Raw genomic sequence first — 24,499 nt, forward strand, 5'->3', positions numbered from 1 at the left:
TAGTTGTACCGGATCTTGGCGTGTCGTTGCTCAGCGAACAAGGCCTTCGCAGGTTCAAGGTTGTCATTCGAGCGCGCAGGAGATCCGACTGGATCGACAGCGACCACATGGATCGCACGCGGATTGTCAAGGGGTGATTGATGTCAACTACGTATGCTGAGCGGCAGCAGTGGACGCAGCAGGGCGCGCAGGGCGCGGCTAAGCGCACGTACGACGCGGTGAAGCGTGCGATCGACACCGATTCTGTCCTGCGGAACAGTACGGATGTTTTTCTGCAGGGCTCGTACGCGAACCACACGAATACGCGGGGTGACTCCGATGTCGACGTGGTGGTTATGTCCACGTCGACGTACTTTCCGGTCACGACTCAGTTGACCGCTGCCGAGGCGGCGCGCGAGCAGCGTTCCGGCATCCCGTCGTCAGAAGGCCCGCACGACCTGCGTAAGCGGGTCGAGCAGGCGCTCGTCGCCCACTTCGGCAGCGACCGGGTGCACCCGAAGAATAAATGCCTGCGGGTGGACAGGCGCGACGGCTACGTCGATGCGGACGTGGTGCCGTGCAACCAGGTGCGCCGCTACACGTCGTTCCCGAGCTACGGGTCGCCGTCGGTACTTGAGGGCATCTCGATCCTGCCTTTGGAAGGCCCTCGGATCGTAAACTACCCCAGGGAGCACTTGAAGAACGGGCAGAGCAAGAACCAGGACTATGTGGTTGGTGAGCGCTACAAGCCGACGGTGCGGCAGATCAAGCGGCTTCGACGCAAGGCGGTCGACCTGGGATTGGTCGCGAAGAGCGCGGCGCCTGGATACCTCTTAGAGTGTATGACGTACAACGTGCCGAACTCGCTGTTCATCCCCGACGACAGTCAGCGGCTGGTCAATGTGCTTGCATGGCTGCGGGCGAAGACAGTGAGCGACCTGCTTACATTCAAATCCTGCGATGAGATTCATTATCTTTTCGTCGACGACCCTGGCGGGCATGATCGGTTTAACGCAGTCCAGGTCATCGACCGGCTGTGGGACTTGTTGTAAGGATTCCGTTGTGCATGTCTACAGCAGCAGCGATAGTCGTACATCCGCCCTAGGCATGATCGCCGTGTGCGCAGTGCTGATGGCGATCGGATTGAACGCGGCGTTCCAGGCCCTCAGCATCGGCCCGGCGTGGCTGTTCAGCCCGCCGACGGTCGCTGCGGCGTTTGGATTGCTCTATCGAGTACTGGACACAGTCGGCTGGCGGTGGTCATGGCTGCACCGCCTCGGCTTAATCCAAGTCCCGGCGGTTGAGGGCGTCTACGAGGGCACCTTAGTCTCTTCATACCGGATGACGACGATGCCGGTACGCGTCTGCATTGACCAAACGTGGACCAGGATCGCGATCCGCTTCGACGTGCTTGAGCCAATGTCGTCCTCGTCGTACTCGGTGGCCGCCGGGTTGTCCTCCGACGGCCACCGACGCGCGCGCCTGACGTACACCTACCGCAACCAGACGCGGCCAGGGGTGGCCGAGTCGGATATGAACGACCACGACGGCACTGCCGAACTTGTCCTCGACCTTGAGACGAGCGCGTTGGTCGGCCGGTACTACAACTTCCGAGGCCGGCAGGGCACCTTGACACTGACTCGTACCAGTCCGTGACCCCCGCCATAAACGCCCGCGCAGGCGTACGCCCACTACTCGATTGGCTCGGTGGCTTTGAGGCATGCAAGGAAGAGCGACCAGCCCTCAGCGGAGAAACCAAGGTTTGGACCTGCGGGATGCTTGCTGTCGCGGATCTCGACGGTTTGGCCAACGAGCCTGGCCTCGACGCAGGCACCGTTGCTGCCACTACGGGTGCTCTTGCGCCACTGCGAGTCCACCGCACGTCTCCTACGCCTCGCGCCTCGCGCCCCGGATCTCCTCGATCATGGCAGCCGAGTCAGAGGGTGACATGGCCGCGGCGCGCAGACTGTTGAAGACCACCGTACAACGCCTCACGTCTTCGCCTTCCGCGTAGAGGTCGCCCGTGAGGCCCTCGATGTAGACCACACCAGGTCCGTCCGCGAAGTTCAGGATGTGGAAGCTGGTCAGCATCGAGGCGTACGCACCTTCGCGGAACGGGATCACCTGGAGGGTGACGTTCCAACGCCTGGTGGCATCGAGTAGCGCGGTGAGTTGATCGGCCATGATGGCCGCCCCGCCGATCTGACGGTGAAGGACTGCCTCGTCGAGCACCGCGACGAGTCGTAGCTTGCCGGAGGCGATCAGCTCTTGGCGCTGCATCCGGACCGCGACCCGTCGCTCCACCGCCTCTGGCGAGGGCTCGAAAGCGTCCTCGCTGGTCATCGCTCGCGCGTAGTCGGCGGTCTGGAGCAACCCTGGTACCACCAATGTCTCGAAGTTCTGCACCTCCTCGGCTGCGGACTCCAAGCCGATGTACTGGCGGTACGACGACGGCAGGTCACCGTACTTGGCCCACCAGCCGCGCTGTTTGCCGGTCTTCGCCATCGACAGGAGCGTGTCGCGTAGCTCGGCATCGGCGACGCCGTACCGGTCGAGTAGGGCGTTGAGCGCCGGTGCCTTGATACCAACACGCCCGGCCTCGATGCGTCGAAGCGTGCTCGCCGAGACCTCGATGACGTCGGCTGCCTGCTCTGCCGTGACGCTGGCCTCTTCGCGGACCCGACGGAGCTGTGCGCCGAGCTGGAAGCGAACGAAAGTCGGACTCTCCATGGCGGTCATTGTGCCGCTAGCTCCCCGGCGCAGTACCACCGAACACGCCCACGCCTTCTGGCTGGTCATCGTTGACTATCTAAAAATGCGCACGCAAAATGGGCGTGCAAGCAAGCCGCGTTGGATCGGCGGGAGGTCCGATGCCGGGTCGGGTGCCGTACGACGACTACCTGCTGGCGGTGGCGCTGACTCTGGCGCGGCGGCACCGGCCGGTCTGGTCGTGGCGGCGGTGGCGGTGGATCTGTCGCTGTGGGGCCGACCTGCCGTGCCGAGCCCGGCACCGCATCCCGATCCGGCGCGGCCACTGGCCAGGGGAGGAGCAGGAGTGACCGAGGATCCGGTCGGACGAATTCTGTCCGTGCACCTGCCCGGCGTCGACGGCCTGTGCGCTGGCTGCCGTTGGTGGTGGGCACGGCTGTCCCCGTACCCCTGCTATCAGGCGGAATGGGCGGCCCGTTGGCACGCGCGAGCCGCCACCCGGCGTTTCCTGGATGGTCTGCCGTGACCACCCACGGCCCGGTCCTGCCGGTGTGGACGTGCGGCGGCTGCGACGCGCCCTGGCCCTGCCGGACCCGGCGCACGGAGCTGCGCGCCGAGTTCGACGGCGCGCCGGTGTCGTTGAGCCTCTACATGGGGTCCTACCTGGTCTGGGCTGCCGAAGACCTGATCTGGGTGCCCGCCGGGTTGCTGCACCAACGGTTCCTGGGCTGGGTCCGGTGAGTCTGCTCCGGCGGGGAGACGAGCGGTTCCACTACAGCGACAACTCGCACAAGTGGATCCCGCCCGACCCCGACTACGACCAGGAGGTCTGGGACGAGATGGTGCGCCAACACCAGCGCCAGCACCTGGAGGAGATCGCGAATCGCCGGAAGCCGCGCGAGTAGACCGGCTCAGGGCTGCGCGAACAGCCGAGTCGGTCCGCGGGTGGCCCTGGTACTCCCCGACTCGCGGAGAGTGTGCAGGGCTGGCTCTGCCTAGGGCGTACGTTCCAGCACGATGACGGGGATCTGCCGGGTGGTTTTGCGCTCGTACTCGGCGAAGCCCGGGTACGCGGCCTTCTGCGCGCTCCAGATCCGTTCCCGCTCGTCGCCGGTGGCGACCCGGGCGACCAGATCGACCTTGTCCGTACCGATCTCCGCCTGAGCCCGCGGATTGGCGAGCAGGTTGTGGTACCAGTCGGGATTGGTGGGCGCACCGGCGTAGGAGGCGAACACGGCGTAGCCGCCCTCCACCTCCTGGTACATCATCGGGTTCACGCGAGGCTGGCCAGTCTTGGCGCCGAGTGTGTGCAACAGCAGCAGCGGCGCGCCGGCGAACTGGCCGCCCACCTGCCCGCCGTTGGCGCGAAACTCAGCGATGATCTTCTCGTTCCAGTCGCTCATGATGTCCTTTCGCTTGCGCGCACCTGCCCCCTGATCACGATTCTGACAGTTCGGCCGGTGCCTGGCACTACGACCATGCACCAACGAGCCCGGCGGCGACAATGTGGAGCGTTGGGTTGGCCCAGCGGTTCAGTAGCCCCGAAAACTGACCGAAGACGGGGCCGTTGTCGCCGGCGGAGGGCTGCGACGATGTGGGCATGACGACCGCTGAGGCGTACGCCGAGTTCGGCAGCCGTGAGGCGCGCGGGGTGTCGCCCACGTATGAGCGACTGGCGCAGGCCGTCGCCCGCGACGACGACCTGATCGCCCTGCTCGACGGGCTCCCGCCGGCCAAGCGGCAGCCGAACCTGCTGTTCGGCGTCGTCCGCTGGCTCGGCGGCCCGGTCGAGGGCCCGGCCGCGTTCCACGACTTCACGGTGGCGAACTGGTCGGCCATCGAGGCGGAGATCCGGACCCGTGCCACCCAGACGAACGAGGCCGGCCGGTGCGCGGTCCTGCTGCCCGTACTCGCCACGCTGCCGCAGCCCCTCGCGCTGGTGGAGGTCGGCGCGTCCGCCGGGCTCTGCCTCTACCCCGACCGGTACGCGTACCGGTACGGCGAGCACCGGGTCGGCTCCGGCGAGCCGGTCCTGGAGTGCGCGGCGAGCGGGTTCGAGCCGCCGGCACGCGTACCCCAGGTGGTGTGGCGGGCCGGCCTCGACCTCAACCCGCTCGACGTGACCGACCCCGGCGACGTGTCCTGGTTGGACGCTCTGATCTGGCCGGAACACGCGCACCGACGGACTCGGCTGCGCGCGGCGGCGGCCGTCGCCGCAGCCGACCCGCCGCTGCTGGTCCGCGGCGACCTGGTGGACGACCTGCCGGCGCTGGCCGCGCGGGCGCCGGCCGGCGCGACGCTCGTGGTGTTCCACACCTCCGTGCTCTACCAGGTGCCGCTCGCGCGCCGGGAGGCGTTCGTCCGGCTGGTTCGTGACCTGCCCGGGCACTGGATCGCCAACGAGGCCCCGGAGGTGCTGCCCCACGACGGGTTGCCCGACCTCCCGGACGCGGCGCTGCACAACGTCCTCGCCCTGGACGGCAGGCCATTGGCCTGGACCCGAGGCCACGGTCAGGCGATCATGTGGTTCGCCTGACGTCGCCCGTCGACCCCCGGCCGCGCCGATCCGATTCAGCGGGCCGGCGAGGGCATCCGGGCGCGCAGCGCACGACTGAACCAGTCCACCGCCGGTGCCACACCACCGCCTGCCGACCAGCCGTTGATCACGGACAACAGGTCGAGGTACCGGTCCCGGCGGCTGTCGTACGCGGCGTCCAGCCGAGCCAGCAGCCGCTGGCGCAGGTAGGCGTCGTCGGGGCGGCCGGTGAGGTGCGCGTACCGGCCGGTGACCGCCGCCACCACCGGATCGGCTTCGGGCCCGGTCGGATCGACACCGGCTGCCAGGGCGGAGGCCACGCCGTCGCGGACCACCGCGACAGCGTCCGGGCGGGGTGGCCCCGGGACGTCGTGATCGGCGGCGTACCCGCGCACCAGACGCCGCATGCTGGCCCGGAAGTCCGGGTCCTGGGCCAGTTCGGCCAGCTCCAACCAGGCCCGCACCTGTTCGGTCTCGGGCTCGTCGGGCAGCTCCGGGGTCAGCGACCGCATGACCCCTGGGTACGCGGGGGTGGCGGCGAGGCCGTCGAAGACGGCGTCGAGGAAGTCCGCGACCAGCCGGCGGCGTTCCTGGCCGGAGAGCCGGGCCAGCCGATGCAGCAGGTCCAGCTCCTCCGGCCCGGCGCCGCGCCGGCTGACCGTGGCGAGCACCGCCTGGCGCTGCCGGAGCACCCGGATCTGCACCGTCAGCGCCTCGGCGTGCGTGGCGGTCACCTCCTGCAGCGACACCTCGCGGTCCACCACCCGACGGATGCTGGCGAGGTCCACGCCGAGATCGCGGAGCGTGCGAACCAGCTCCAGCCGGGCTACCGCGTCCGGGCCGAAGCGGCGGTAACCGGCCGGGCTCCGGTCGGTCGGCGGCACGATGCCCTGATCGGCGTAGTAGCGGAGGGTCTTCACGCTCAGGCCGGTACGCCGGGCCAGCTCGCCGATCGTGTAACGCTCCTCGCCGCTCATGCCCCCACCCTGCTGTCTCCCCCCGCTGGAGACACAACCCCCGGACATTCCGGGTGCAACGAACGCGGCGGGTACGGTCGTCCGGCCGACCGGTTGTCGGGCGGCGGAACGGAGGCGTCCCCGGTGTCCATCGCCCTGATCACCCTCGGCGGCACGATCGCGATGGGCGGCGTCGACGCCGGCCGCCCGGGTGTGGTCACCCGGCTCACCGGCGCGGACCTCACCGCGGCCGTACCCGGCCTCGCCGAGTTGGGCGTACCCGTCGACGTGCGGGACACCCACGCGGTGCCCAGCGCCCACCTCACCGGCCGGCAGATGCTCGCCGTCGTGGACGAGGCCTCGGCGGCGGTGACCGGTGGAGCGACCGGCGTGGTGGTCACCCAGGGCACCGACACGCTGGAGGAGACGGCGTTCCTGGCCGACCTGATCTGGCCGCACGCCGCACCGCTGGTCTTCACCGGCGCGATGCGCAACCCCACACTGGCCGGCGCGGACGGGCCGGCGAACCTGCTCGCGGCACTGCGGGTGGCCGCCGCGCCGACAGCGCGGGACCTGGGCGTGCTGGTCGCGGTCAACGACGAGGTGCACGCCGCCCGCTGGCTCCGAAAGACGCACAGCACCAGCACCGCCACCTTCGCCTCGCCCAACGCCGGCCCACTCGGGCAGGTGATCGAGGGGGAGGTACGGATGCTGACCCGGCCGGTACGGCACGAGCCGCTGCCGACAGTGGACCCGGACCGGGTCGACGCGACCCGGGTGGCCCTGTACGTGGTGACGATGGACGACGACGGGCTGCTGCTGGACGGTCTGGCCGACAGCCACCACGGCCTCGTGGTGGCCGGTTTCGGGGTCGGGCACGTGCCCGCCACGCTGGTGCCGGTGCTCGACGGACTCGCCGAACGGATGCCGGTCGTGCTCACCTCCCGCTCCGGCGCCGGGTCGGTGCTGCGGCACACGTACGGGGCGGTCGGTTCGGAGACCGACCTGCAACGGCGCGGTCTGCTCAACGGCGGGTTGCTCGACCCGTACAAGGCGCGCGTGCTGCTGCGCCTGCTGATCGGCGGCGGAGTTGGCCGCGACGAGGTGGCGGCGGTGCTGGCCCGGCACCGATGAGCGCCCGTCCCTAGACTGCTGCCGTGAGCGGAGAGCGACGACCCCTGGCCGACCGGCCGCTCACCGAGCCGCACCCGTCGCGGCTGCCGCCGGCGCACCCCGGTCGGGAACGGATCCTCGCCGCGCACGCCGCCGCGTTGGCCGCCGGGGAGGCCGGCTACCTCGACCCGGCGAGCGGGTTGTTCGTGCTCAGCGCGGGGTTCCTGGCCCGGCGCGGAGCGTGCTGTGGACGCGGCTGCCGACACTGCCCGTACGTGGACGATCCACCGTCGGAATAGACGTCAGCGGGGGCTTCCGCCCGACCCGGACACCCCGTACGGTGTCCGACGGAGATGCGGCGGGCACCCTGTGCCCGTCGGTCGGCGAGAGGGTGGGTCGTGCGCGGGCGGATCGTGGTCGCGGGGCTGGCCGGGCTGCTGGTGAGCGGCTGCGCCGCCGAGGCCGAGCCGGTGGCGGTGCCGCCACCCGTGCCGAGCACGGTGGACGTGGCGGCGGCGTCCTCGGGCGGCGCCTGCCGGCTGCTGGACTTCACGCTGATCGAGCAGGCGGTCAAGGTGCGCTTCGACGTGGCGGCGGCCAGCGAACGCGACGACACGCACACCTGCGTGGTCCGCTCCGGGGCGGCGACGTTGCCGGAGTTGACGCTGAGCGTGACCGAGACCACGATCGACAAGGTCACCTTCGGCGCGGACGTGGTGCCGGACAAGGCCGCGAAGGTCACCGGGCTGGGTCAGCAGGCGTACCGACGGACCACCGCCGCGACGGGCGGGCACGGGCCGGTGGCCGAGGTGGGCTGGTTGGCCAGCGACGGACGGCTGGCCTCGCTGAGCTGGACGGGCGCCCAGGACAGCGAGCGGGCGGCGGCCGAGAAGCTGACCGGTGCCCTGGTCACGCTGGCCAAGAAGGTCGACACCCGGGCGCTGTGACGCCCGCTCGGTCAGTTGGCGGCGACGAAGACCCGGGAGGCGACCTCGCGGGGCAGCCGGACCCGGTCGCCGGAGCGGTCGATCGACACCCCGTCGCGTTCCTGGGCCACGGTCACCGTGGCGCCCGGGTCGACACCGGCGGCGTGCAACTGGCGCAGCACGTCGGCGTCGGTCTGCACGCTCTCGCAGATCCGGCGGACCACGACCGGCCCGGACAGGCCGGGGAACGCCAGGTTGCGCTCACCGTCGCCGGCCACGGTGGGCTCCGCCTCGGGCGAGCCCAGCTCCTCCAGCCCCGGGATGGGGTTTCCGTAGGGGGATCGGGTCGGCCGGTTGAGCAAGTCGTACACCCGCTTCTCCACGGCGTCGCTCATCACGTGCTCCCAGCGGCAGGCCTCCTCGTGGGCCTCCTCGTAGGGCATGCCGATGACGTTGACCAGCAGCAACTCGGCGAGGCGGTGCTTGCGCATCACCGACACGGCGCTGCCGCGACCGAGCGCGGTGAGCGTGAGATGGCGGTCACCCTCGACGGTGAGCAGGCCGTCGCGCTCCATCCGGGCGACGGTCTGGCTCACGGTGGGGCCGCTCTGCCGCAGCCGCTCGGCGATGCGGGCACGTAGCGGCGGCACCCCCTCCTCTTCCAACTCGAGGATGGTGCGCAGGTACATTTCGGTCGTGTCGACCAGGTCGTGAGACTTCATAAGGTCAGCGGCCCTCCGATGCAGAATGCTACCTCGGCTCGTCGGCGACGACCGCCGCCGAGCCGTGTGCCGTTGACGCGAATGGTGTTGGATGGTCGCCATGTCCGGTACCCAGGAGCCGCTGGTCGAGGTCGATCGGCTCGTCGACGAGCTCGACCGCGACGATCCGCCCACCCTGCTCGACGTCCGCTGGCGGCTCACCGGGCCGCCCGGCCGCGACGACTACCTCGTCGGCCACCTGCCCGGCGCGGTCTTCGTCGACCTGGACACCGCGCTGTGCGGCCCGCCCGGGGCCGGCGGCCGGCATCCGCTGCCCGACCCGGCCGCGTTGCAGGCCACGCTGCGGGCCGCCGGGGTCCGCGCCGGTCACTCCGTCGTCGTGTACGACGGCGGCGACGGCCTGGCCGCCGCGCGGGCCTGGTGGACGCTGCGCTGGGCGGGGCACCGGCCGGTGCGCCTGCTGCACGGCGGCTACCCGGCCTGGGTGGCCGCCGGCCGGCCCGTCTCGACCACGGCGCCTGATCCGGCCCCCGGTGACGTCGAGGTGCGCCCCGGTGACCTGCCGGTGCTCGACGCGGCGCAGGCCGCAAGGCTGGCCGCCGCGGAGGACGCCGTTCTGCTCGACGTGCGGGCCGCGCCCCGCTACGCCGGTGAGACCGAGCCGATCGACCCGGTCGCCGGTCACGTGCCGGGGGCGGCGAATCTGCCCGCCGGCGAGTACGTCGGCCCGGACGGGCGTTTCGCGGCGGCCGACCTGTTGCGGGAACGGTTCGCCGCCGTCGGCGTCACCGAGGGACGCTCCGTCGGGGCGTACTGCGGCTCCGGGGTGACCGCCGCGCAGGCGGTGCTGGCGCTGCACCTGGCGGGCCTCCCGGACGCGGCGCTCTACGTCGGATCGTGGAGCAACTGGGTGGCCGACCCGGCCCGGCCGGTCGCCACCGGTCCGACACCCGGTCGCTGACCTGCGTGTGCGGACGGTCCTCGTGCGACGATGGGCTCATGTCCGACGACACGGTGGTGGTGTGGGACGAGTCGCTGCTCGCCTACGACATGGGTGATCATCCGCTCGACCCGGTCCGGGTGGAGTTGACCGTCGCGCTCGCCCGCGAGCTGGGCATCCTGGATCGGCCGGGGGTGCGCATGGTCAAGCCGGAGCCCGCCGACGATGCCCTGCTCACCCGCGTGCACCACCCGGCCTACCTGGCCGCGGTGCGCGCGGCCCCCCGCGACCCGCTCTTCGCCGGGTACGGGTTGGGCACGTCCGACAACCCGGTCTTCGACGGGATGCACGAGTCCAGCGCGCTGATCGCCGGGGCGACGGTGACCGCCGCCGAGGCGGTCTGGCGTGGCGACGCCCGCCGGGCGGTGAACGTGGCCGGCGGCCTGCACCACGCGATGCCCGCCCGGGCGTCCGGCTTCTGCGTCTACAACGACCCGGCCGTGGCCATCGCCCGGCTGCTCGACCTGGGCGCGGAGCGCATCGCGTACGTGGACGTCGACGTGCACCACGGCGACGGGGTGCAGCAGGTCTTCTGGGACGACCCCCGGGTGCTCACGGTGAGCCTGCACGAGACCCCGCTGGCGCTGTTCCCGGGCACCGGCTTCCCCGACGAGACCGGCGGGCCGGGCGCGCAGGGCACCGCCGTGAACATGCCGCTGCCGCCGGGCGTCGACGACACCGGCTGGCAGCGGGCGTTCCACGCGATCGTGCCGTCGGTGCTGCGCGCGTTCCGGCCGCAGGTGCTGGTCACCCAGTGCGGCGCGGACGGGCACCGACTGGATCCGCTCGCCGACCTCAACCTCACCGTGGACGGGCAGCGGGCCACCTACCTGGCGTTGCGGGCGCTCGCCGACGAGCTGTGCGACGGCCGCTGGGTGGCCACCGGTGGCGGCGGGTACGCGCTGGTCGAGGTGGTGCCCCGGGCCTGGAGCCACCTGCTGGCCGTGGCGACCGGCGCCCCGGTGGACCCGGCGACGCTCACCCCGCCGGCGTGGCGGGAGTTGGCCGCCGCCCGTCGTCCGGGCCGGGAGATTCCGCTGCGGATGACCGACGACGCCGACCCGTCGTACGAGCCGTGGCAGCCGACTGGCGAGCCGAACGCCGTGGACCGGGCCATCGCGGCCACCCGCAGGACGGTCTTCCCGCTGCTCGGGCTCGACCCGCACGACCCGCGGGACTGAGCCGGGCCGGGGGAGGACCACGCCGTGACGACCGTGGACCAGCCGGTGGACCTGCTGCTCAGAGATGGCAGCACCGTCCAGTTGCGACAGATCAGCCCGGCCGACGCGCCGGGCATCGTGGCGATGCACAGCCGGTTCTCCGAGCGCACCCGCTACCTGCGCTACTTCTCGCCGTACCCGCGCATCCCCGAACGGGACCTGATCCGGTTCGTCACCGTCGACCACCGCGACCGGGAGGCGTTCGTCGTGCTGGCCGGCGACCAGATCATCGCGGTCGGCCGGTACGAGCGGCTCGGCCCGCAGGCCCCGGAGGCGGAGGTGGCCTTCGTGGTGGAGGACGCCCACCAGGGCCGGGGTATCGGCTCGGTGCTGATGGAGCACCTGGCCGACGCCGCCCGCCGCAACGGCATCATGAGTTTCGTGGCCGAGGTGCTGCCGACCAACGGGACGATGCTGCGGGTCTTCGCCGACTTCGGCTACCAGGTCCAGCGCGAGTACGCCGACGGCGTGGTGCACCTGAGCTTCCCGATCGCGCCCACCGAGGCGACGCTGGAGGTGCAGCGGGGCCGGGAGCACCGCACCGAGGCCCGGTCGATCGCCCGGCTGCTCGCCCCGCGCGGCATCGCCGTCTACGGCGCCAGCGCCACCGGCCAGGGCGTCGGAGCGGCCGTGCTCGGGCACCTGCGCGACGGCGGCTTCACCGGCGCGGTGGTGCCGGTGCACCCGAGCGCGTCGACCGTGGCGGGTCTGCCCGCGTACCCGTCGGCGGTCGACGCCGGTGTCCCGGTGGACCTGGCGGTGGTGGCGGTCCCGCCGGAGGCGGCGACCACTGTGGTGGCCGACGCGGCAGCCGCGGGGGTGCACGGCCTGGTGGTCATCTCGGCGGGCTTCGCCGAGGCCGGTCCCGAGGGCGCGGCGGTGCAGCGGGCGTTGGTCCGCGCGGCGCACGCCGCCGGGATGCGCGTGGTCGGTCCGAACTGCCTCGGGGTGGCCAACACCGACCCGGCGGTACGCCTCAACGCCACCCTCGCCCCGGCGCTGCCGCCGGCCGGTCGGGTCGGCATCTTCAGCCAGTCCGGCGCGTTCGGGGTGGCGTTGCTCGCCGAGGCGGACAGGCGTGGCCTCGGCCTGTCCAGCTTCGTGTCGGCAGGTAACCGGGCGGACGTCTCCGGCAACGACCTGCTTCAGTACTGGCAGGACGACCCCGGCACCGACGTGATCATGCTGTACCTGGAGACCTTCGGAAACCCCCGCAAGTTCGCCCGGCTGGCCCGGCGGATCGGCCGCGCGAAACCGGTCGTGGCGCTCGCCTCGCCGGCCCGCCCGGTCGGGGTGGGTGACAGCGACGGCCCGGACGAGGTCGCGGTGGCGGCACTGTTCGCCCAGTCGGGGGTGATCCGGGTGGACACCGTGTCGGAGCTGCTCGACGTGGGGGTGCTGCTGGCCAACCAGCCGTTGCCGGCCGGTGGCCGGGTCGGTGTGGTGGGCAACTCCTCTGCGTTGACCGGCCTGGCCGCCACGGCCTGCGCCGGGCAGGGCCTCACCGTCGCCGACGGCTACCCCCGCGACGTGGGGCCGAGCGCCGGCGCCGCCGAGTTCGCCGCCGCCCTCGCCGAGACGGCCGCCGACGAGGGGGTGGACGCCCTGGTGGTGGTGTTCGCGCCCCCGCTGCCCGGCCAACTCACCGATGTGGACGCCGACGTCACCGCCGCGCTGCCGGCCGCGCTGGCGCTGGGCAAGCCGACGGTGGCGACGTTCCTGGTCGGCCGGCTGCCCGCCGGGGTGCCGGCGTACGGCGGTGTCGAGGAGGCCGTGCGCGCTCTCGCCCGTGTGCACCGGTACGCCGAGTGGCTGCGCCGGCCGCCCGGCGTGACGCCGGAGCTGCCCCGGGTGGACCGGGACGCGGCGCAGGCCGCCCTGCGCGCCGACACCATCGACCCGGGCGCGCTGCTGTCCGCGTACGGCATCGAGACCGTGGCGTCGGTCCCCGCCGACTCGGCCGACGAGGTGGTCGAGGCCGCGGCGCGGCTGGGCTTCCCGGTGGCCCTCAAGGCAGCCGCCCCGGGGCTGCGGCACCGGCTCGATCTCGGCGCGGTCCGGCTCGGCCTGCCCGACGAACCGACACTGCGCCGGGCGTACGCCGAGGTGGCTGCGCTGTTCGGCGCGGACGTCCTGGTCCAGCCGATGGTCCCGCCCGGCGTGGCCTGTGTGGTGGAGCTGGTGGAGGATCCGGCGTTCGGTCCGGTGGTCGGCTTCGGTCTCGGCGGGGTCGCCACCGAACTGCTCGGCGACCGGGCGTGGCGGGCCGTGCCGCTGACCGACGCCGACGCCGCCGAACTGGTCGACGAGCCCCGGGCGGCACCGCTGCTGCGCGGGCACCGGGGCGCGGCGCCGGTCGACCGGGCGGCGCTGGCCGACCTGCTGCTACGGGTGGGTCAGCTCGCCGACGAGCAGCCCCGGGTACGCTCGCTGACCCTCAACCCGGTGCTCGCCCGCCCGGACGGCATCTCGGTCCTGCACGCCGAGGTACGCGTCGGCGGGGTGACCGCCCGCCCCGACACCGGCCCGCGCCGCCTCTGACCCGCGTACGCGCGCAAGCCCCCGGCGAACCGCCGGGGGCTTGCGCGCGGGGCGCTGTGTCAGCAGGCGTACGCCTCCAGGCGCTGGGCCCGCTCCGGCGCGCGCAGCTTCAGCAGCGTCACCTTCTCGATCTGCCGGATCCGCTCCCGGGACAGGCCGAACTCCCGGCCGACCTCGTCCAGGGTGCGCTGCCGGCCGTCGTCGAGACCGAACCGGAGCCGGATCACCGCCTGCTCCCGCTGGGACAGGGTGGCCAGCACGATGCTCACCTCGTTGCGCAGCTCACCCTGCGCGGCCGCGTCACCCGGCTCGGTACGCGGGTCCACCGCGGCCACGAAGTCACCGAGCGCGCTCTCGCCGTCGTCGCCGACGGCCTGGTCCAGGCTGACCGGCTCCCGGTCGTAGGAGATCAGCTCGATGACCTGGATCTCGGGGATCTCCAGCGCCCGGGCGACCTCGGCGACGGTGGGCTCGCGGCCCAGCGTCACCGCCAGCTCGCGGCGGGCCCGCACCATCCGGTTGACCTGCTCGACCATGTGCACCGGGATGCGGATCGTGCGGGCCTGGTCGGCCATGGCGCGGGTGATCGCCTGCCGGATCCACCAGGTGGCGTACGTGGAGAACTTGTAACCCTTGGCGTAGTCGAACTTCTCCACCGCGCGGATGAGGCCGAGGTTGCCCTCCTGGATGAGGTCGAGGAAGGCCATGCCGCGTCCGGTGTAGCGCTTGGCGATGCTGACCACCAGCCGCAGGTTCGCCTCCAGCAGGTGGTCCTTGGCCGCGCGGCCCTCCGCGACGATCAGCTCCAGATCGGCCCGCAGTTCCTCCGAGACCGGGGTGCAGGTGGCCAGCTTCTCGTCGGCGAACAGGCCGGCTTCGACGCGTCGGGCCAGGTCGACCTCCTGCGCGGCGGTCAGCAGCTTCGTCCGACCGATCCCGTTGAGGTACGCCCGAACCAGGTCGGTGGAGATGCCACGCTCGTCGGTGGCGTCCAGGTCGGCGAGAGCCTCGACGGCCCCGTCGGTGTCGGTGCTGGTGCTCGGGCGGGTCCGGTTTTCCGTCATCTGCAGGGCCATCTCTGTCTCTCCCCGTATCCACGTCTGTGCCGTGTCTTCCGGCCCAGTGGTGCCGGTGTGACACACAGCTTGGCGGGCGGGACGTGAAACGGGAGTGAGGCGATCGGGCACCCGACAGGAACCGGTCGGATCGCCGGTGCGGTGTGTCGTCACGGTGTGCACCTGCCCGGTCCGGCTACGTTGCGGACGGTCGGCCAGCCCGGCCCGACGGCGCAGGAGATGGAGGACGGTGTGGTCTTCAAGCGGCTCATGAAGGCGATGGGTGTCGGCGGCCCGTCGGTCGAGACGGTGCTCGCCAACCCGAACTGTCGCCCCGGCGGGCAGTTGGAGGGTCGCATCCAGGTGCTCGGCGGTGACCACCAGGTCGACATCGACCACGTCACGCTCGGCCTGGTCACCCGGGTCGAGGTGGAGAGCGGCGACAACGACTACGACACCACCCAGGAGTTCCACCGGCAGCAGGTCACCGGCGCGTTCCGGCTGGAGCCGGGGCAGCGGTACGACATCCCGTTCCGCTTCGCCGTGCCGTGGGAGACGCCGGTCACCGAGCTGTACGGCCAGCACCTGCGCGGCATGACGATGGGGCTGCGTACCGAGCTGGAGGTCGCCCGCGCGGTCGACAAGGGTGACCTGGACGCGGTCTCGGTGCATCCGCTGCCGGCGCAGGAGCGGCTGCTGGACGCCCTGCTGCGGCTCGGTTTCCGTTTTGCGCGGGCCGATGTGGAGCGTGGGCACATCTACGGCGTACGGCAGACGCTGCCGTTCTACCAGGAGATCGAGTTCAGCCCGGCGCCGCGGTACGCCCGCTCGATCAACCAGTTGGAGGTCACCTTCATCGCCGACGAGCGGCAGATGCAGGTGGTCCTGGAGGTCGACAAGCGCGGCGGCGTCTTCAGCGAGGGGCGGGACGCGTTCGGCCGGTTCACGGTCGACCACGCCACCGCCGACCGCACCGACTGGACCGCCGAACTGGACAACTGGCTCCGCCAGTCCCTGACCCGCCGAGGCCTCTTCTCCTGACCCGGGGGTGGGGGCTAGAGGTCCAGGAGGAGGGTTTGGGGGCCTATGTTGGTGCTCTCGACGAGCATGTGGGTGCGGAAGCGGCCGGTCTCGACCTTGGCTCCCCGTTCGCGCAGCGCCTCCACCACGGCTGTCACCAGGGGCTCGGCCACCTCGGCGGGGGCGGCGGCGAGCCAGCTCGGACGGCGGCCCTTGCGGGCGTCGCCGTAGAGGGTGAACTGGCTGACCACCAGGATCGGCGCGCCGGTGTCGGCGGCGGACCGTTCGCCGTCCAGGATGCGCAGCTCGTGCACCTTGCGGGCCATCGTCTGGGCGGTCTGCCCGGTGTCGGTGTGCGTCACCCCGAGCAGCACCAGCAGGCCGTTCTCGATCGCCCCGACCACCTCGCCGTCCACCGTCACGCTGGCCCGCCCGACGGTCTGCACCACCGCCCGCATCAGCGCGCGTCCCGACGGTCGACGGGCCGTGCCGCCCGCATCAGGCGCTCACCGGCTCGATGAAGCCCCGCTCCACCAGGTGCGCCACGATCGGGCCGGCCGCCTCGGCCATCTCGTCCGGCTCGACGTCGTGCGCCGCGGCGAGCAGGGCGAGCTGGTCGCGCAGCGGCAGCCGGCCGTCGGCGCCGCCGACCAGCGCCAGCACCAGCGGGTCGATCTCCTCGGTCCAGCGCAGGCCGTGCGGCATCGCGAGGACCTGCCGGTCCACCGCCCAGCCCTCGTCGCCCATGGTGGCCTCCTGCCGCAGCTGGAGGCCCTCGGCCGCCCGGTAGCGCTCGGCGAGCAGCGCGTCGGTGCCGCGTACCCGCAGGAAGTCCTGGCGGTCGAACCAGGCGGCGATCTGGTCGCCCAGCGGCGGCTGCACCCGCTGGCTCAGGTCCTCCACCCGGACCACCGGGTCGGCGTGCCCACTCCGGCGCAGCGACACGATGCCGAAGCCGATCCCCTCCACCTTGTGCGCGTCGAACCAGTCCAGCCAGGCGGCCATCCGCTGCGGGTCGGCGGTCTCGCCGACGTCGGTGAGCCACAGGCCGACGTACGCCATCGGGTCGGCCACCTCGCGCTGGATCACCCAGGCGTCCAGGCCGGTCCCGGCGAACCAGCCGGCGACCCGCTCGTCCCACTCCTCGCCGGCGACGTGCACCCAGTTCGCCAGGTACTGCATGGTGCCGCCCTCGGTGAGCAGGTCGGGGGCGGCGGCGGCCAGTTCGGCGCCGATCGCGTCACCCACTCGACCCGAGTCGCGGTAGATGTGCGTGGTGGTGCCCGGACCCACCACGAACGGCGGGTTGCTCACCACCAGGTCGAAGCGCCGGCCGGCCACCGGGGCGACCATGTCGCCGCGCAGCAACTCCCAGTCCTGACCGTTGAGCGCGGCGGTGGTCGCCGCGAAGCGCAGGGCGCGCTCCGACAGGTCGGTGGCGGTTACCGAGCCCGCGTGGGTGGCCAGGTGCAGGGCCTGGATGCCGGAGCCGGTGCCCAGGTCCAGAGCGGTGCCGACCGGGCGGCGGACAGTCGCGCCGATCAGGGTCTGGGTGGCACCGCCGAGGCCGAGGACGTGCTCGGCGCGCAGCGGTACGCCCGGCCGGGCGCTGGCCGGCACGTCGGCGAGCACCCACCACTCGTCGCCATACGGCTCCAGGTCGACGCCGGCGCGTAGACCGTCGCCGTACCGCTCGACCAGCCCGCCGGCCAGCGCCTCCTCGACGCTCAACGGCGCCAGCGCGGCGGCCACGGTCGCCTCCGACTCGGTCTGGTCGCAGATGAACACCCGGATCAGGGTGCCGAGCGGGTCGCGGTCCTCGGTGGCGCGCAGCGCGGCCCGGTGGTCGTTGCGCGCGACCGCGCCGGTGGCCTGCGATCCGAGCCGCCCTGCGATGCCGTTGCTGGTGAACCGGGCTCGAGTCAGCGCGGTCCGCAGCGCGTCGACGCCGGCAGGGGAGAGCAGCATGTCGTATTCGTCCACGCCGCCATCCTGCCCCTCGCCGTGTCACCGGTCGGCACCACCCGCCGTAACCGTTCCGGTGCGTCGGTGTCCGGCGGGTCAGCGGGCGAGGCAGGATGTGCGCATGACGCTCGTGCTTCCCATCGACCCGGAGGCCAACCGGCTGCTGGAGCGCAGCCCGCTGGCCCTGCTCCTCGGCATGGTCCTCGACCAGCAGGTGCCGATGGAGAAGGCGTTCTCCTCGCCGTACGTCCTCACCCAGCGACTCGGCCACGATCTGGACGCGGCGGAGCTGGCCGGGTACGACCCGGAGGCGCTTGTCGCGCTCTTCGCCACCCCGCCCGCGCTGCACCGGTTCCCGAAGGCGATGGCCGCCCGGGTGCAGGAGGTGTGCCAGGTCCTCGTGGACCGGTACGACGGTGACGCCGCCCTGCTCTGGTCCGACGTCACCGAGGGCCCGGAGCTGCTTCGCCGGGTGTCCGAGCTGCCCGGCTTCGGCAAGCAGAAGGCGCAGATCTTCGTGGCGCTGCTCGGCAAGCGGTTCGGGGTGACGCCGCAGGACTGGCGGGAGGCGGCCGGCGGGTACGGCGACCCGGGCGCGTACCGGTCGGTGGCCGACGTCACCGACGCCGACTCGCTGCGCCGGGTGCGGGAGTACAAGCAGCAGATGAAGGCGGCGGCCAAGGCGAAGACCGCCGGCGGCTGACCCGGTGGCTCAGGCGGCGGTGGGGTGCGCCAGTGACGCCAGCGCGCGCCGGACGTCGGCCAGCGAGACGGTGGCGGAGTCGTCCAGGTCGGCCAGTCCCGCCTCGATCCACTGCCGCATCAGCGTGGTGACGCCGATGCCGCGGGCGTCGGCGGCGGCGCGTACCCGCTCGTAGGTGTCCAGGGGGAGCCGGACCGATCGGCTGACCATCGGCACGTCGGTGTCGGGGGTGGGCAGGTCCACCGCCGGGCTCTCGTCGATCAGATCGGCGATCCGGTCGTCGCCGCTGTGGAACTGCTTGGTCGCGTCGTTACGGTGCATCGTCACGGCCCCCCTCATCGGCGATCTCTCCGTACGGCCTCGTCGTAGCGCTTGGACTCGACGTCGCTCAGTTCGCGGGCGGAGAGGATGTCCCAGTCGTTGTCGGTGCCATCGGCTTCGGCGAGCAGCACGGCCAGTCGGCGGCCCCGGCGGGCGGCGGCGTAGACCACCATCACGTCGTCGCCCAGGTGGCGGATCACCCGTCGGGCGCTGTGCAGCGCCTCCCAGACTTCCCCGGGTGTGACGTCGTAGACCCTCAGGTTGGCCAACGCCTCGTCGGTGAAGCTGAACCTGCTGCCCACGCCGGGAGCGTACCACGTGCGTAACACGCACCGGATCACTCGAAGTTCGCTGATCACGGTCTCGCGGTGACAGGATGAGGCGTAACCCCCTCGAGGAGGTCCATGGTGAAGCGGCAGGCGTACCAGCCGATTCTGATCACCGACGCCTCGCGCAGCCAGAACGATCAGCTCACCAGTCGTCAGCGCCGCTATGTCCTGATGATGGGCATCCGGGTGGCCTGCATCGTCGCCGGCGCGATCCTGGTCGGCGCGAACGCCCCACTGCTGTGGCTCTGGCTGCCCCTGTGCGCCCTCGGCATGGTGCTCATCCCGTGGCTGGCCGTGCTGCTGGCCAACGACAGGCCGCCCAAGGAGCAGCACCGGCTGGCCAACCGGTTCCACCGGCGACAGGTGGACGGCACCCCGCCGATGAGCCTCACCGCCGAGGAGCGCCCCCACAAGATCATCGACGCCGAACCCTGACCCGTCCCCGGGCCAGGGTCCGACCGGTCATGGCCGTGGCCGCGCGCCGACGACCAGGGCAGGCGCCGACCGCTAGGGCTGTGGCCGTGCGCCGACGGTGGAGACGGCCAGCGCGCCCAGGTCGGTGGCGCGGCCCATCGCCGCCGCCGGCGTGGCGCCGCCGAGCCAGGCGGTGAGCAGGCCGGCCGCGAAGGCGTCGCCCGCCCCGGTGACGTCCACCACCGCGACCCGCCGGGCCGCGGCCACGCTGACCACCGAACCCCGGTCCACCCACACCGCGCCCGCCGCGCCGCGCTTGACCACGACCCGCCGGGCCGTCGCCGACAACGCCCGCCCCTGCGCCGCCGGGTCCAGCCCACCCGCCAGCACCGTTGCCTCGTCCGCGTTGACCAGCAGCAGGTCGACATCGCGCACCCAGGCCAGGAACGCCGCCGCGCCGACCCGCCGCAGCGGCGCCGCGGAGGCAGCGTCGACGCTTGTGGTGAGCCCGCGCTCGCGGGCCGCGGCCAACGCCCGCAGTCCCGCGTCGCGCGACCCGGCGTCCAGCAGGGTGTACGCGGACAGGTGCAGATGCCCGGCGTCGGGCAGCGCCGCGAGGGCCTGGTCGACGTGCTCGGCGCTCAGCCGCAGGTTCGCGCCCCGCTGGGTGACCATGGTCCGTTCGTCGTCACCGGCCAGCACGATCACCGTGCCGGTCGGTACGTCCGCGACCCGCTGCACCGCGCAGTCGACGCCCGCCCGGTCGAGTTCGGCCACCCGGTCCCGTCCCGCCTCGTCGTCGCCGACCGCGCCGACGAGCGTGACGGGCACCCCCTGCGCGGCGACCCAGGCGGCGGTGTTGGCCGCCTGCCCACCACCGCCGAGGCTGATCTCGGCGGTGGTGTCCGAGCCGGCCGCGAGCGGCCCGGCCAGTACCGCGACAACATCGGTGAGCACGTCCCCGACGACGACCACCCGGGCCGCTCGGGTCATGCCGCGACAGCGGTGCTGCGGGCGGCCGAGGCGACCGCGATCCGCGCGGCCAGGTCGGCGTTGCGCAGGATGATCCGGACGTTCACCGCCAGGCTCGCGCCCTCGGTGGCCGAGTGGAAGTGCGCCAGCAGGTACGGCGTGACGGCCTTGCCGGTGATCCCGTCGCGCTCCAGCCGGGCCAGGCCGTCGGTGAGGGTCCGGTCGTGCAGCTCCGGGTCGAGCTGCTCGTCTACCGGCAGCGGGTTGGCGATGATCAGGCCGCCGGTGTGCACGGCCAGTCCGTCGCGGGCGGCGAGGACGTCCGCGACCTGCTCCGGTGACTCCAGCGACCAGTCCAGGTCGAATCCGCCGTCGGTCAGGTAGAAGCCGGGGAAGCGGTGGGTGCGGTAGCCGACCACCGCCACCCCGAGCGTCTCCAGCCGCTCCAGCGTCGCGCCCACGTCGAGGATCGACTTGACCCCCGCGCAGACCACCGCGATCGGCGTCCGGGCCAGGGTGATCAGGTCCGCCGACTCGTCGAAGGTGTGCGCCGCCTCCCGGTGCACCCCGCCGAGACCACCGGTGGCGAACACCCCGATCCCGGCCGCGGCGGCCACGGCGCTGGTCGCGGCCACGGTGGTGGCGCCGTCCGCCCCGGTCGCCGCCGCCACCGCCAGATCGCGTACGGAGAGCTTGCTCACGCCGTCGACGGTGGCCAGCCGGGTCAGCTGCGCGTCGTCGAGGCCCACCACCAACTCGCCGCCGACCATGCCGATCGTCGCCGGGACGGCCCCGGCGTCCCGGACCGTCTGCTCGATCTCCCGGGCGACCCGCAGGTTCTGCGGCCGGGGCAGGCCGTGCGAGACGATGGTGCTCTCCAGGGCGACGACGGGCCGGCCGTCGCGCAGGGCGTGGGAGACGTCGGTGCCGTAGCTGATGCGAAATTCAGTCACGTTGAGCACGGTACGGGGTAGGGCTCCGGCCGGCCTCAAGTGGACCCGGCCGTGATGACCTGCCAAACTTGACGGTCGGAGGTGCAGACGTGAGCACAGAGGTTCTCGAGCGTCCGGAGCTGAAGGACGCCGATACCGGTCCTGAGATGTTCCACTACGTCCGCAAGGAGAAGATCGCCGAGAGTGCCGTCATGGGCACCTTCGTCGTCGCGCTCTGCGGGGAGACCTTCCCGGTCACCAAGGCTGCCAAGCCGGGTTCGCCGGTGTGCCCCAAGTGCAAGGAGATCTACGACTCGTACCGCGAGTAAAGCCCGGCCGGCGATCGGGCCGGCGACGTAGCCTGCGGCGATGACCACCTCCACCGCCCTTCTCCTCGCCGACCTGACCGGGGTGGCGGTGTTCGCCGCCTCCGGAGCCTCGGCCGCGGTGGCCAAGCGACTGGACCTGTTCGGTATCGCGTTCGTCGGCTTCGCGGCCGCGCTCGGCGGCGGGATCCTCCGCGACCTGGTCATCGACGAGGTGCCGCCGCTGGCCTTCGCCGACTGGCGGTACGCGGCCACCGCCGCGATCACCGCGCTCGCCGTGTTCTGGCTACACCCGCAGCTCGCCCGTCTGCGCACCACCGTGCTGGTGCTCGACGCGGCGGGCCTCGCGCTGTTCACCGTGACCGGCACGCTCAAGGCGCTCGACGCCCGGGTGCCCGCCGTCGGCGCCTGCCTGATCGGCATGCTCACCGCGATCGGCGGCGGGGTCGCCCGGGACCTGCTCACCGCCGAGATCCCGGTGGTGCTGCTCCGGGAGATCTACGCGCTCGCCGCGCTGGCCGGCTCGGTGATGGTGGTCCTGCTGTACGTCACCGGACAGACCGGACCGGTGCCGCTCACCGCCGCTGCCGTGCTGGTCTTCGGGCTGCGCCTGATCGCGCTGCGTCGGCGCTGGTCCGCCCCGGTGGCGACGCTGCGACCACCGCACACCGGTGACCCGGAGTGGTGAGACAGCGTTCCGCTGGGGTGGCAGATGTGACCAGCGTGGCGTCGCCTGGGCTGTGCGGCCCGCTCTGGTTATGCTGAGTCGGCCTTCGCGGCAGCTACTGCGCGGAGGCGTTTTCATGGGCGGCGGTACTCGTGGCCCTCGCCCGGGGTCCGCCGTCGTGCGGTCGGAGAGGAGCTTCGCGTGGCAGCCCGGACGCCGGTGCTCGAGACGTTCCCGGCACTACGTGCCTGGCAGCGCAAGGCCCTGGTGGAGTACCTGCGCCGGCGCACCGAGGACTTCACCGCGGTCGCCACACCGGGCGCCGGCAAGACCACCTTCGCCCTACGGATCGCGGCCGAGCTGCTCGCCGACGGCACCGTCGAGGCGGTCACCGTGGTCGCCCCCACCGAGCACCTGAAGAGCCAGTGGGCGGAGGCCGCCGCCCGGGTGGGCATCCAGCTCGACGCCGCGTTCCGCAACGCCGACGTGCACTCCGCGGCCGACTTCCACGGCGCGGTCATCACCTACGCCCAGGTCGGAATGGCCCCGCAGGTGCACCGGCGGCGCACCATGACCCGGCGCACCCTGGTCATCCTCGACGAGATCCACCACGCCGGCGACTCCCGCACCTGGGGTGACGGGGTGAAGGCCGCCTTCGAGCCCGCCGTACGCCGGCTGATGCTCACCGGGACGCCGTTCCGCTCCGACGACAACCCCATCCCGTTCGTCAGCTACGAGCGGGGCGGGGACGGGCTGCTGCGCTCCCGCGCCGACTCGGTGTACGGCTACTCCGACGCCCTGCGCGACGGCGTCGTCCGACCGGTGCTCTTCCTGGCGTACTCCGGGGAGACCCGGTGGCGTACCAACGCCGGGGAGGAGTTGGCGGCCCGGCTCGGCGAGCCGATGACCCAGGACCTGGTGGCGCAGGCGTGGCGTACCGCCCTGGACCCGGCCGGGGACTGGATGCCCCAGGTGCTCCGGGCCGCCGACGCCCGACTGACCGTGCTGCGCAACGCCGGCATGGCCGACGCCGGCGGCCTGATCATCGCCACCGACCAGCAGACCGCCCGCTCGTACGCCAAGCTGATCGAGCAGGTGACCGGCGAGAAGGCCGCCGTGGTGCTCTCCGACGACCAGGGCGCGTCCGCGCGGATCGCGACGTTCGCGGCGTCCGACCAGCGGTGGCTGGTCGCGGTGCGGATGGTGTCCGAGGGGGTCGACATCCCGCGACTCGCGGTCGGGGTCTACGCCACCAGCGCCAGCACCCCGCTCTACTTCGCGCAGGCGATCGGCCGGTTCGTGCGGGCCCGACGGCCCGGGGAGACCGCGTCGGTCTTCCTGCCCAGCGTGCCGCACCTGCTCGGCCTGGCCAGCGAGATGGAGACCGAGCGGGACCACGTGCTCGGCAAACCCAAGGAAGCCGACGGCTTCGACGACGACCTGCTGGAACGGGCACAGCGCGACGACCAGGCCAGCGGGGAGTTGGAGAAGCGGTTCGCCGCCCTCTCGGCCACCGCCGAGCTGGACCAGGTGATCTTCGACGGCGCGTCGTTCGGCACCGCCGCCCAGGCCGGCACCCCCGAGGAGGAGGAATACCTCGGCCTGCCCGGTCTGCTCACCGCCGACCAGGTCTCCCTGCTGCTGACCAAGCGGCAGGCCGCCCAACTCGCCGCCCAACGCCGCCGGACCGCCGAGCGGGCCGCTCAGCCGGCCGCTGCGCCCGCCGCGGCGCCCCCGGCACCAATGAGTGCCGCCCAGCGTCGTGTGGCGCTCCGGCGCCAACTGAACGCCCTCGTGGCCGCCCGACACCACCGCACCGGCCAGCCCCACGGCAAGATCCACGCCGAGCTGCGCCGGCTCTGCGGCGGCCCGCCCAGCGCCCAGGCCACCATCGAGCAACTCGAAGAACGCATCGCCACCGTACAAACCCTCTGAGTCCGACGGGTCGGTCAAGCCCGATGCCGTGAATCGGGCAGGGTGGGCGATCCGTCCCGGGTGCCTCGCACCCGCTGACCACACCTCGCAAGCTCGGCGACCGGTCGCGTCCGTAGGCGACTGGCTTGTGCATCGCAGCGGCCCGCGGATCTTGGGGT

The 24,499-nt window shown here is 72.4% G+C and carries 31 protein-coding genes; 19 read left to right on the forward strand and 12 right to left on the reverse strand.

The features are described from left to right. Positions 1-140: 140 nt before the first annotated feature. Together FHG89_RS21235 and FHG89_RS21240 are read left to right on the forward strand one after the other, a co-directional pair. Complete coding sequence (locus FHG89_RS21235) at positions 141-1,031, forward strand: nucleotidyltransferase domain-containing protein (RefSeq protein WP_139586163.1); 891 nt, start codon at positions 141-143, stop codon at positions 1,029-1,031. A gap of 10 nt (positions 1,032-1,041) precedes the next feature. Then, positions 1,042-1,635, forward strand: coding sequence for a Cap15 family cyclic dinucleotide receptor domain-containing protein (locus tag FHG89_RS21240; protein WP_139586164.1), 594 nt, complete (start codon positions 1,042-1,044; stop codon positions 1,633-1,635). Positions 1,636-1,670: 35 nt separating this feature from the next. On the opposite strand, the gene FHG89_RS21245 is transcribed toward FHG89_RS21240, so the two are convergent. Together FHG89_RS21245 and FHG89_RS21250 are read right to left on the reverse strand one after the other, a co-directional pair. Next, positions 1,671-1,856: a DUF397 domain-containing protein gene (locus FHG89_RS21245; RefSeq protein WP_139586165.1), complete on the reverse strand. Its 186-nt coding sequence runs from the start codon at positions 1,854-1,856 to the stop codon at positions 1,671-1,673. 10 nt (positions 1,857-1,866) lie between these two features. Further along, positions 1,867-2,718: a helix-turn-helix domain-containing protein gene (locus FHG89_RS21250; RefSeq protein WP_167517481.1), complete on the reverse strand. Its 852-nt coding sequence runs from the start codon at positions 2,716-2,718 to the stop codon at positions 1,867-1,869. 131 nt (positions 2,719-2,849) lie between these two features. Here FHG89_RS21250 and FHG89_RS21255 point away from each other — a divergent pair, with 131 nt between their 5' ends. Genes FHG89_RS21255 through FHG89_RS33060 form a run of 4 tightly spaced genes read left to right on the forward strand, consistent with a single transcriptional unit; the run spans position 2,850 to position 3,593 of the window. After that, a complete protein-coding gene (locus FHG89_RS21255) occupies positions 2,850-3,038 on the forward strand; it encodes a hypothetical protein (RefSeq protein WP_139586167.1) in 189 nt (62 codons plus the stop codon). Next, complete coding sequence (locus FHG89_RS21260) at positions 3,035-3,214, forward strand: hypothetical protein (protein ID WP_139586168.1); 180 nt, start codon at positions 3,035-3,037, stop codon at positions 3,212-3,214. Before FHG89_RS21255 ends, FHG89_RS21260 begins: the two co-directional genes overlap by 4 nt. Further along, positions 3,211-3,429, forward strand: coding sequence for a hypothetical protein (locus FHG89_RS21265; RefSeq protein WP_139586169.1), 219 nt, complete (start codon positions 3,211-3,213; stop codon positions 3,427-3,429). Before FHG89_RS21260 ends, FHG89_RS21265 begins: the two co-directional genes overlap by 4 nt. After that, on the forward strand, positions 3,426-3,593 hold the full coding sequence (locus FHG89_RS33060; protein WP_167517482.1) for a hypothetical protein: 168 nt from the start codon (positions 3,426-3,428) through the stop codon (positions 3,591-3,593). Before FHG89_RS21265 ends, FHG89_RS33060 begins: the two co-directional genes overlap by 4 nt. 90 nt (positions 3,594-3,683) lie before the next feature. On the opposite strand, the gene FHG89_RS21270 is transcribed toward FHG89_RS33060, so the two are convergent. Then, entirely contained in the window at positions 3,684-4,091 is a 408-nt protein-coding gene (locus FHG89_RS21270; RefSeq protein ID WP_139586170.1) for a nitroreductase family deazaflavin-dependent oxidoreductase, read from the reverse strand. A 197-nt stretch (positions 4,092-4,288) separates the two neighbouring features. Between FHG89_RS21270 and FHG89_RS21275 the strand changes: the two genes are divergently transcribed. Continuing rightward, positions 4,289-5,224: a DUF2332 domain-containing protein gene (locus FHG89_RS21275; RefSeq protein ID WP_139586171.1), complete on the forward strand. Its 936-nt coding sequence runs from the start codon at positions 4,289-4,291 to the stop codon at positions 5,222-5,224. 35 nt (positions 5,225-5,259) lie between these two features. On the opposite strand, the gene FHG89_RS21280 is transcribed toward FHG89_RS21275, so the two are convergent. Beyond that, positions 5,260-6,201 (reverse strand): MerR family transcriptional regulator, encoded by a 942-nt coding sequence (locus tag FHG89_RS21280; protein ID WP_139586172.1) that lies wholly within the window; start codon positions 6,199-6,201, stop codon positions 5,260-5,262. 123 nt (positions 6,202-6,324) lie between these two features. Between FHG89_RS21280 and FHG89_RS21285 the strand changes: the two genes are divergently transcribed. From FHG89_RS21285 to FHG89_RS21295, 3 genes are all read left to right on the forward strand, one after another. Next, entirely contained in the window at positions 6,325-7,314 is a 990-nt protein-coding gene (locus tag FHG89_RS21285) for an asparaginase (RefSeq protein WP_139586173.1), read from the forward strand. A 23-nt stretch (positions 7,315-7,337) separates the two neighbouring features. Then, positions 7,338-7,592, forward strand: a complete 255-nt coding sequence (locus tag FHG89_RS21290; RefSeq protein ID WP_139586174.1) for a DUF5522 domain-containing protein — start codon at positions 7,338-7,340, stop codon at positions 7,590-7,592. Between the two features lie 99 nt (positions 7,593-7,691). After that, the gene (locus FHG89_RS21295; protein ID WP_139586175.1) at positions 7,692-8,240 is read left to right on the forward strand and encodes a hypothetical protein; all 549 of its coding nucleotides are present in this window, start codon (positions 7,692-7,694) and stop codon (positions 8,238-8,240) included. A gap of 11 nt (positions 8,241-8,251) precedes the next feature. Here the strand turns inward: FHG89_RS21295 and FHG89_RS21300 are convergent, their stop codons facing one another. Further along, entirely contained in the window at positions 8,252-8,941 is a 690-nt protein-coding gene (locus tag FHG89_RS21300) for an iron-dependent transcriptional repressor DtxR (protein ID WP_139586176.1), read from the reverse strand. A gap of 100 nt (positions 8,942-9,041) precedes the next feature. Between FHG89_RS21300 and FHG89_RS21305 the strand changes: the two genes are divergently transcribed. Genes FHG89_RS21305 through FHG89_RS21315 form a run of 3 tightly spaced genes read left to right on the forward strand, consistent with a single transcriptional unit; the run spans position 9,042 to position 13,702 of the window. Beyond that, a complete protein-coding gene (locus FHG89_RS21305; RefSeq protein WP_139586177.1) occupies positions 9,042-9,902 on the forward strand; it encodes a sulfurtransferase in 861 nt (286 codons plus the stop codon). Between the two features lie 38 nt (positions 9,903-9,940). Next, entirely contained in the window at positions 9,941-11,122 is a 1,182-nt protein-coding gene (locus FHG89_RS21310) for an acetoin utilization protein AcuC (RefSeq protein WP_139586178.1), read from the forward strand. Positions 11,123-11,146: 24 nt separating this feature from the next. Next, entirely contained in the window at positions 11,147-13,702 is a 2,556-nt protein-coding gene (locus FHG89_RS21315) for a bifunctional acetate--CoA ligase family protein/GNAT family N-acetyltransferase (protein WP_139586179.1), read from the forward strand. Positions 13,703-13,761: 59 nt separating this feature from the next. Here the strand turns inward: FHG89_RS21315 and sigB are convergent, their stop codons facing one another. After that, the gene (gene sigB / locus FHG89_RS21320; RefSeq protein WP_167517486.1) at positions 13,762-14,766 is read right to left on the reverse strand and encodes an RNA polymerase sigma factor SigB; all 1,005 of its coding nucleotides are present in this window, start codon (positions 14,764-14,766) and stop codon (positions 13,762-13,764) included. Between the two features lie 243 nt (positions 14,767-15,009). Here sigB and FHG89_RS21325 point away from each other — a divergent pair, with 243 nt between their 5' ends. Further along, positions 15,010-15,798 carry a sporulation protein gene (locus FHG89_RS21325; RefSeq protein WP_139586222.1) on the forward strand — a complete coding sequence of 263 codons (789 nt, stop codon included), beginning with the start codon at positions 15,010-15,012 and terminating at the stop codon, positions 15,796-15,798. Positions 15,799-15,812: 14 nt separating this feature from the next. Here FHG89_RS21325 and dtd read toward each other — a convergent pair whose 3' ends face one another. Together dtd and FHG89_RS21335 are read right to left on the reverse strand one after the other, a co-directional pair. Continuing rightward, complete coding sequence (gene dtd / locus FHG89_RS21330) at positions 15,813-16,235, reverse strand: D-aminoacyl-tRNA deacylase (protein WP_139586181.1); 423 nt, start codon at positions 16,233-16,235, stop codon at positions 15,813-15,815. 40 nt (positions 16,236-16,275) lie between these two features. After that, on the reverse strand, positions 16,276-17,760 hold the full coding sequence (locus FHG89_RS21335; RefSeq protein WP_208761042.1) for a DUF7782 domain-containing protein: 1,485 nt from the start codon (positions 17,758-17,760) through the stop codon (positions 16,276-16,278). Positions 17,761-17,863: 103 nt separating this feature from the next. Between FHG89_RS21335 and FHG89_RS21340 the strand changes: the two genes are divergently transcribed. Continuing rightward, positions 17,864-18,445 carry an HhH-GPD-type base excision DNA repair protein gene (locus tag FHG89_RS21340; RefSeq protein ID WP_139586182.1) on the forward strand — a complete coding sequence of 194 codons (582 nt, stop codon included), beginning with the start codon at positions 17,864-17,866 and terminating at the stop codon, positions 18,443-18,445. 9 nt (positions 18,446-18,454) lie between these two features. On the opposite strand, the gene FHG89_RS21345 is transcribed toward FHG89_RS21340, so the two are convergent. Both FHG89_RS21345 and FHG89_RS21350 read right to left on the reverse strand, forming a co-directional pair. Continuing rightward, positions 18,455-18,766: a hypothetical protein gene (locus tag FHG89_RS21345; RefSeq protein ID WP_124771984.1), complete on the reverse strand. Its 312-nt coding sequence runs from the start codon at positions 18,764-18,766 to the stop codon at positions 18,455-18,457. Positions 18,767-18,780: 14 nt separating this feature from the next. Then, positions 18,781-19,068, reverse strand: a complete 288-nt coding sequence (locus FHG89_RS21350; protein WP_124771959.1) for a hypothetical protein — start codon at positions 19,066-19,068, stop codon at positions 18,781-18,783. A gap of 102 nt (positions 19,069-19,170) precedes the next feature. Here FHG89_RS21350 and FHG89_RS21355 point away from each other — a divergent pair, with 102 nt between their 5' ends. Next, a complete protein-coding gene (locus FHG89_RS21355; protein WP_208761044.1) occupies positions 19,171-19,530 on the forward strand; it encodes a DUF3099 domain-containing protein in 360 nt (119 codons plus the stop codon). Between the two features lie 72 nt (positions 19,531-19,602). On the opposite strand, the gene FHG89_RS21360 is transcribed toward FHG89_RS21355, so the two are convergent. Further along, a complete protein-coding gene (locus tag FHG89_RS21360; protein ID WP_139586183.1) occupies positions 19,603-20,502 on the reverse strand; it encodes a carbohydrate kinase family protein in 900 nt (299 codons plus the stop codon). Next, positions 20,499-21,434 (reverse strand): pseudouridine-5'-phosphate glycosidase, encoded by a 936-nt coding sequence (locus tag FHG89_RS21365; RefSeq protein WP_139586184.1) that lies wholly within the window; start codon positions 21,432-21,434, stop codon positions 20,499-20,501. The genes FHG89_RS21360 and FHG89_RS21365 overlap by 4 nt, the downstream gene beginning before the upstream one ends. A gap of 89 nt (positions 21,435-21,523) precedes the next feature. Between FHG89_RS21365 and FHG89_RS21370 the strand changes: the two genes are divergently transcribed. The 3 genes from FHG89_RS21370 to FHG89_RS21380 all read left to right on the forward strand — a co-directional run bounded on the left by FHG89_RS21370 (position 21,524) and on the right by FHG89_RS21380 (position 24,341). Next, positions 21,524-21,742 carry a DUF3039 domain-containing protein gene (locus FHG89_RS21370; RefSeq protein ID WP_007456912.1) on the forward strand — a complete coding sequence of 73 codons (219 nt, stop codon included), beginning with the start codon at positions 21,524-21,526 and terminating at the stop codon, positions 21,740-21,742. Between the two features lie 40 nt (positions 21,743-21,782). Continuing rightward, complete coding sequence (locus FHG89_RS21375) at positions 21,783-22,427, forward strand: trimeric intracellular cation channel family protein (protein WP_139586185.1); 645 nt, start codon at positions 21,783-21,785, stop codon at positions 22,425-22,427. Between the two features lie 180 nt (positions 22,428-22,607). Continuing rightward, positions 22,608-24,341, forward strand: a complete 1,734-nt coding sequence (locus tag FHG89_RS21380) for a DEAD/DEAH box helicase (RefSeq protein WP_139586186.1) — start codon at positions 22,608-22,610, stop codon at positions 24,339-24,341. Positions 24,342-24,499 lie beyond the last annotated feature (158 nt).

Source organism: Micromonospora orduensis (assembly GCF_006228125.1).
Lineage (GTDB): Bacteria > Actinomycetota > Actinomycetes > Mycobacteriales > Micromonosporaceae > Micromonospora > Micromonospora orduensis.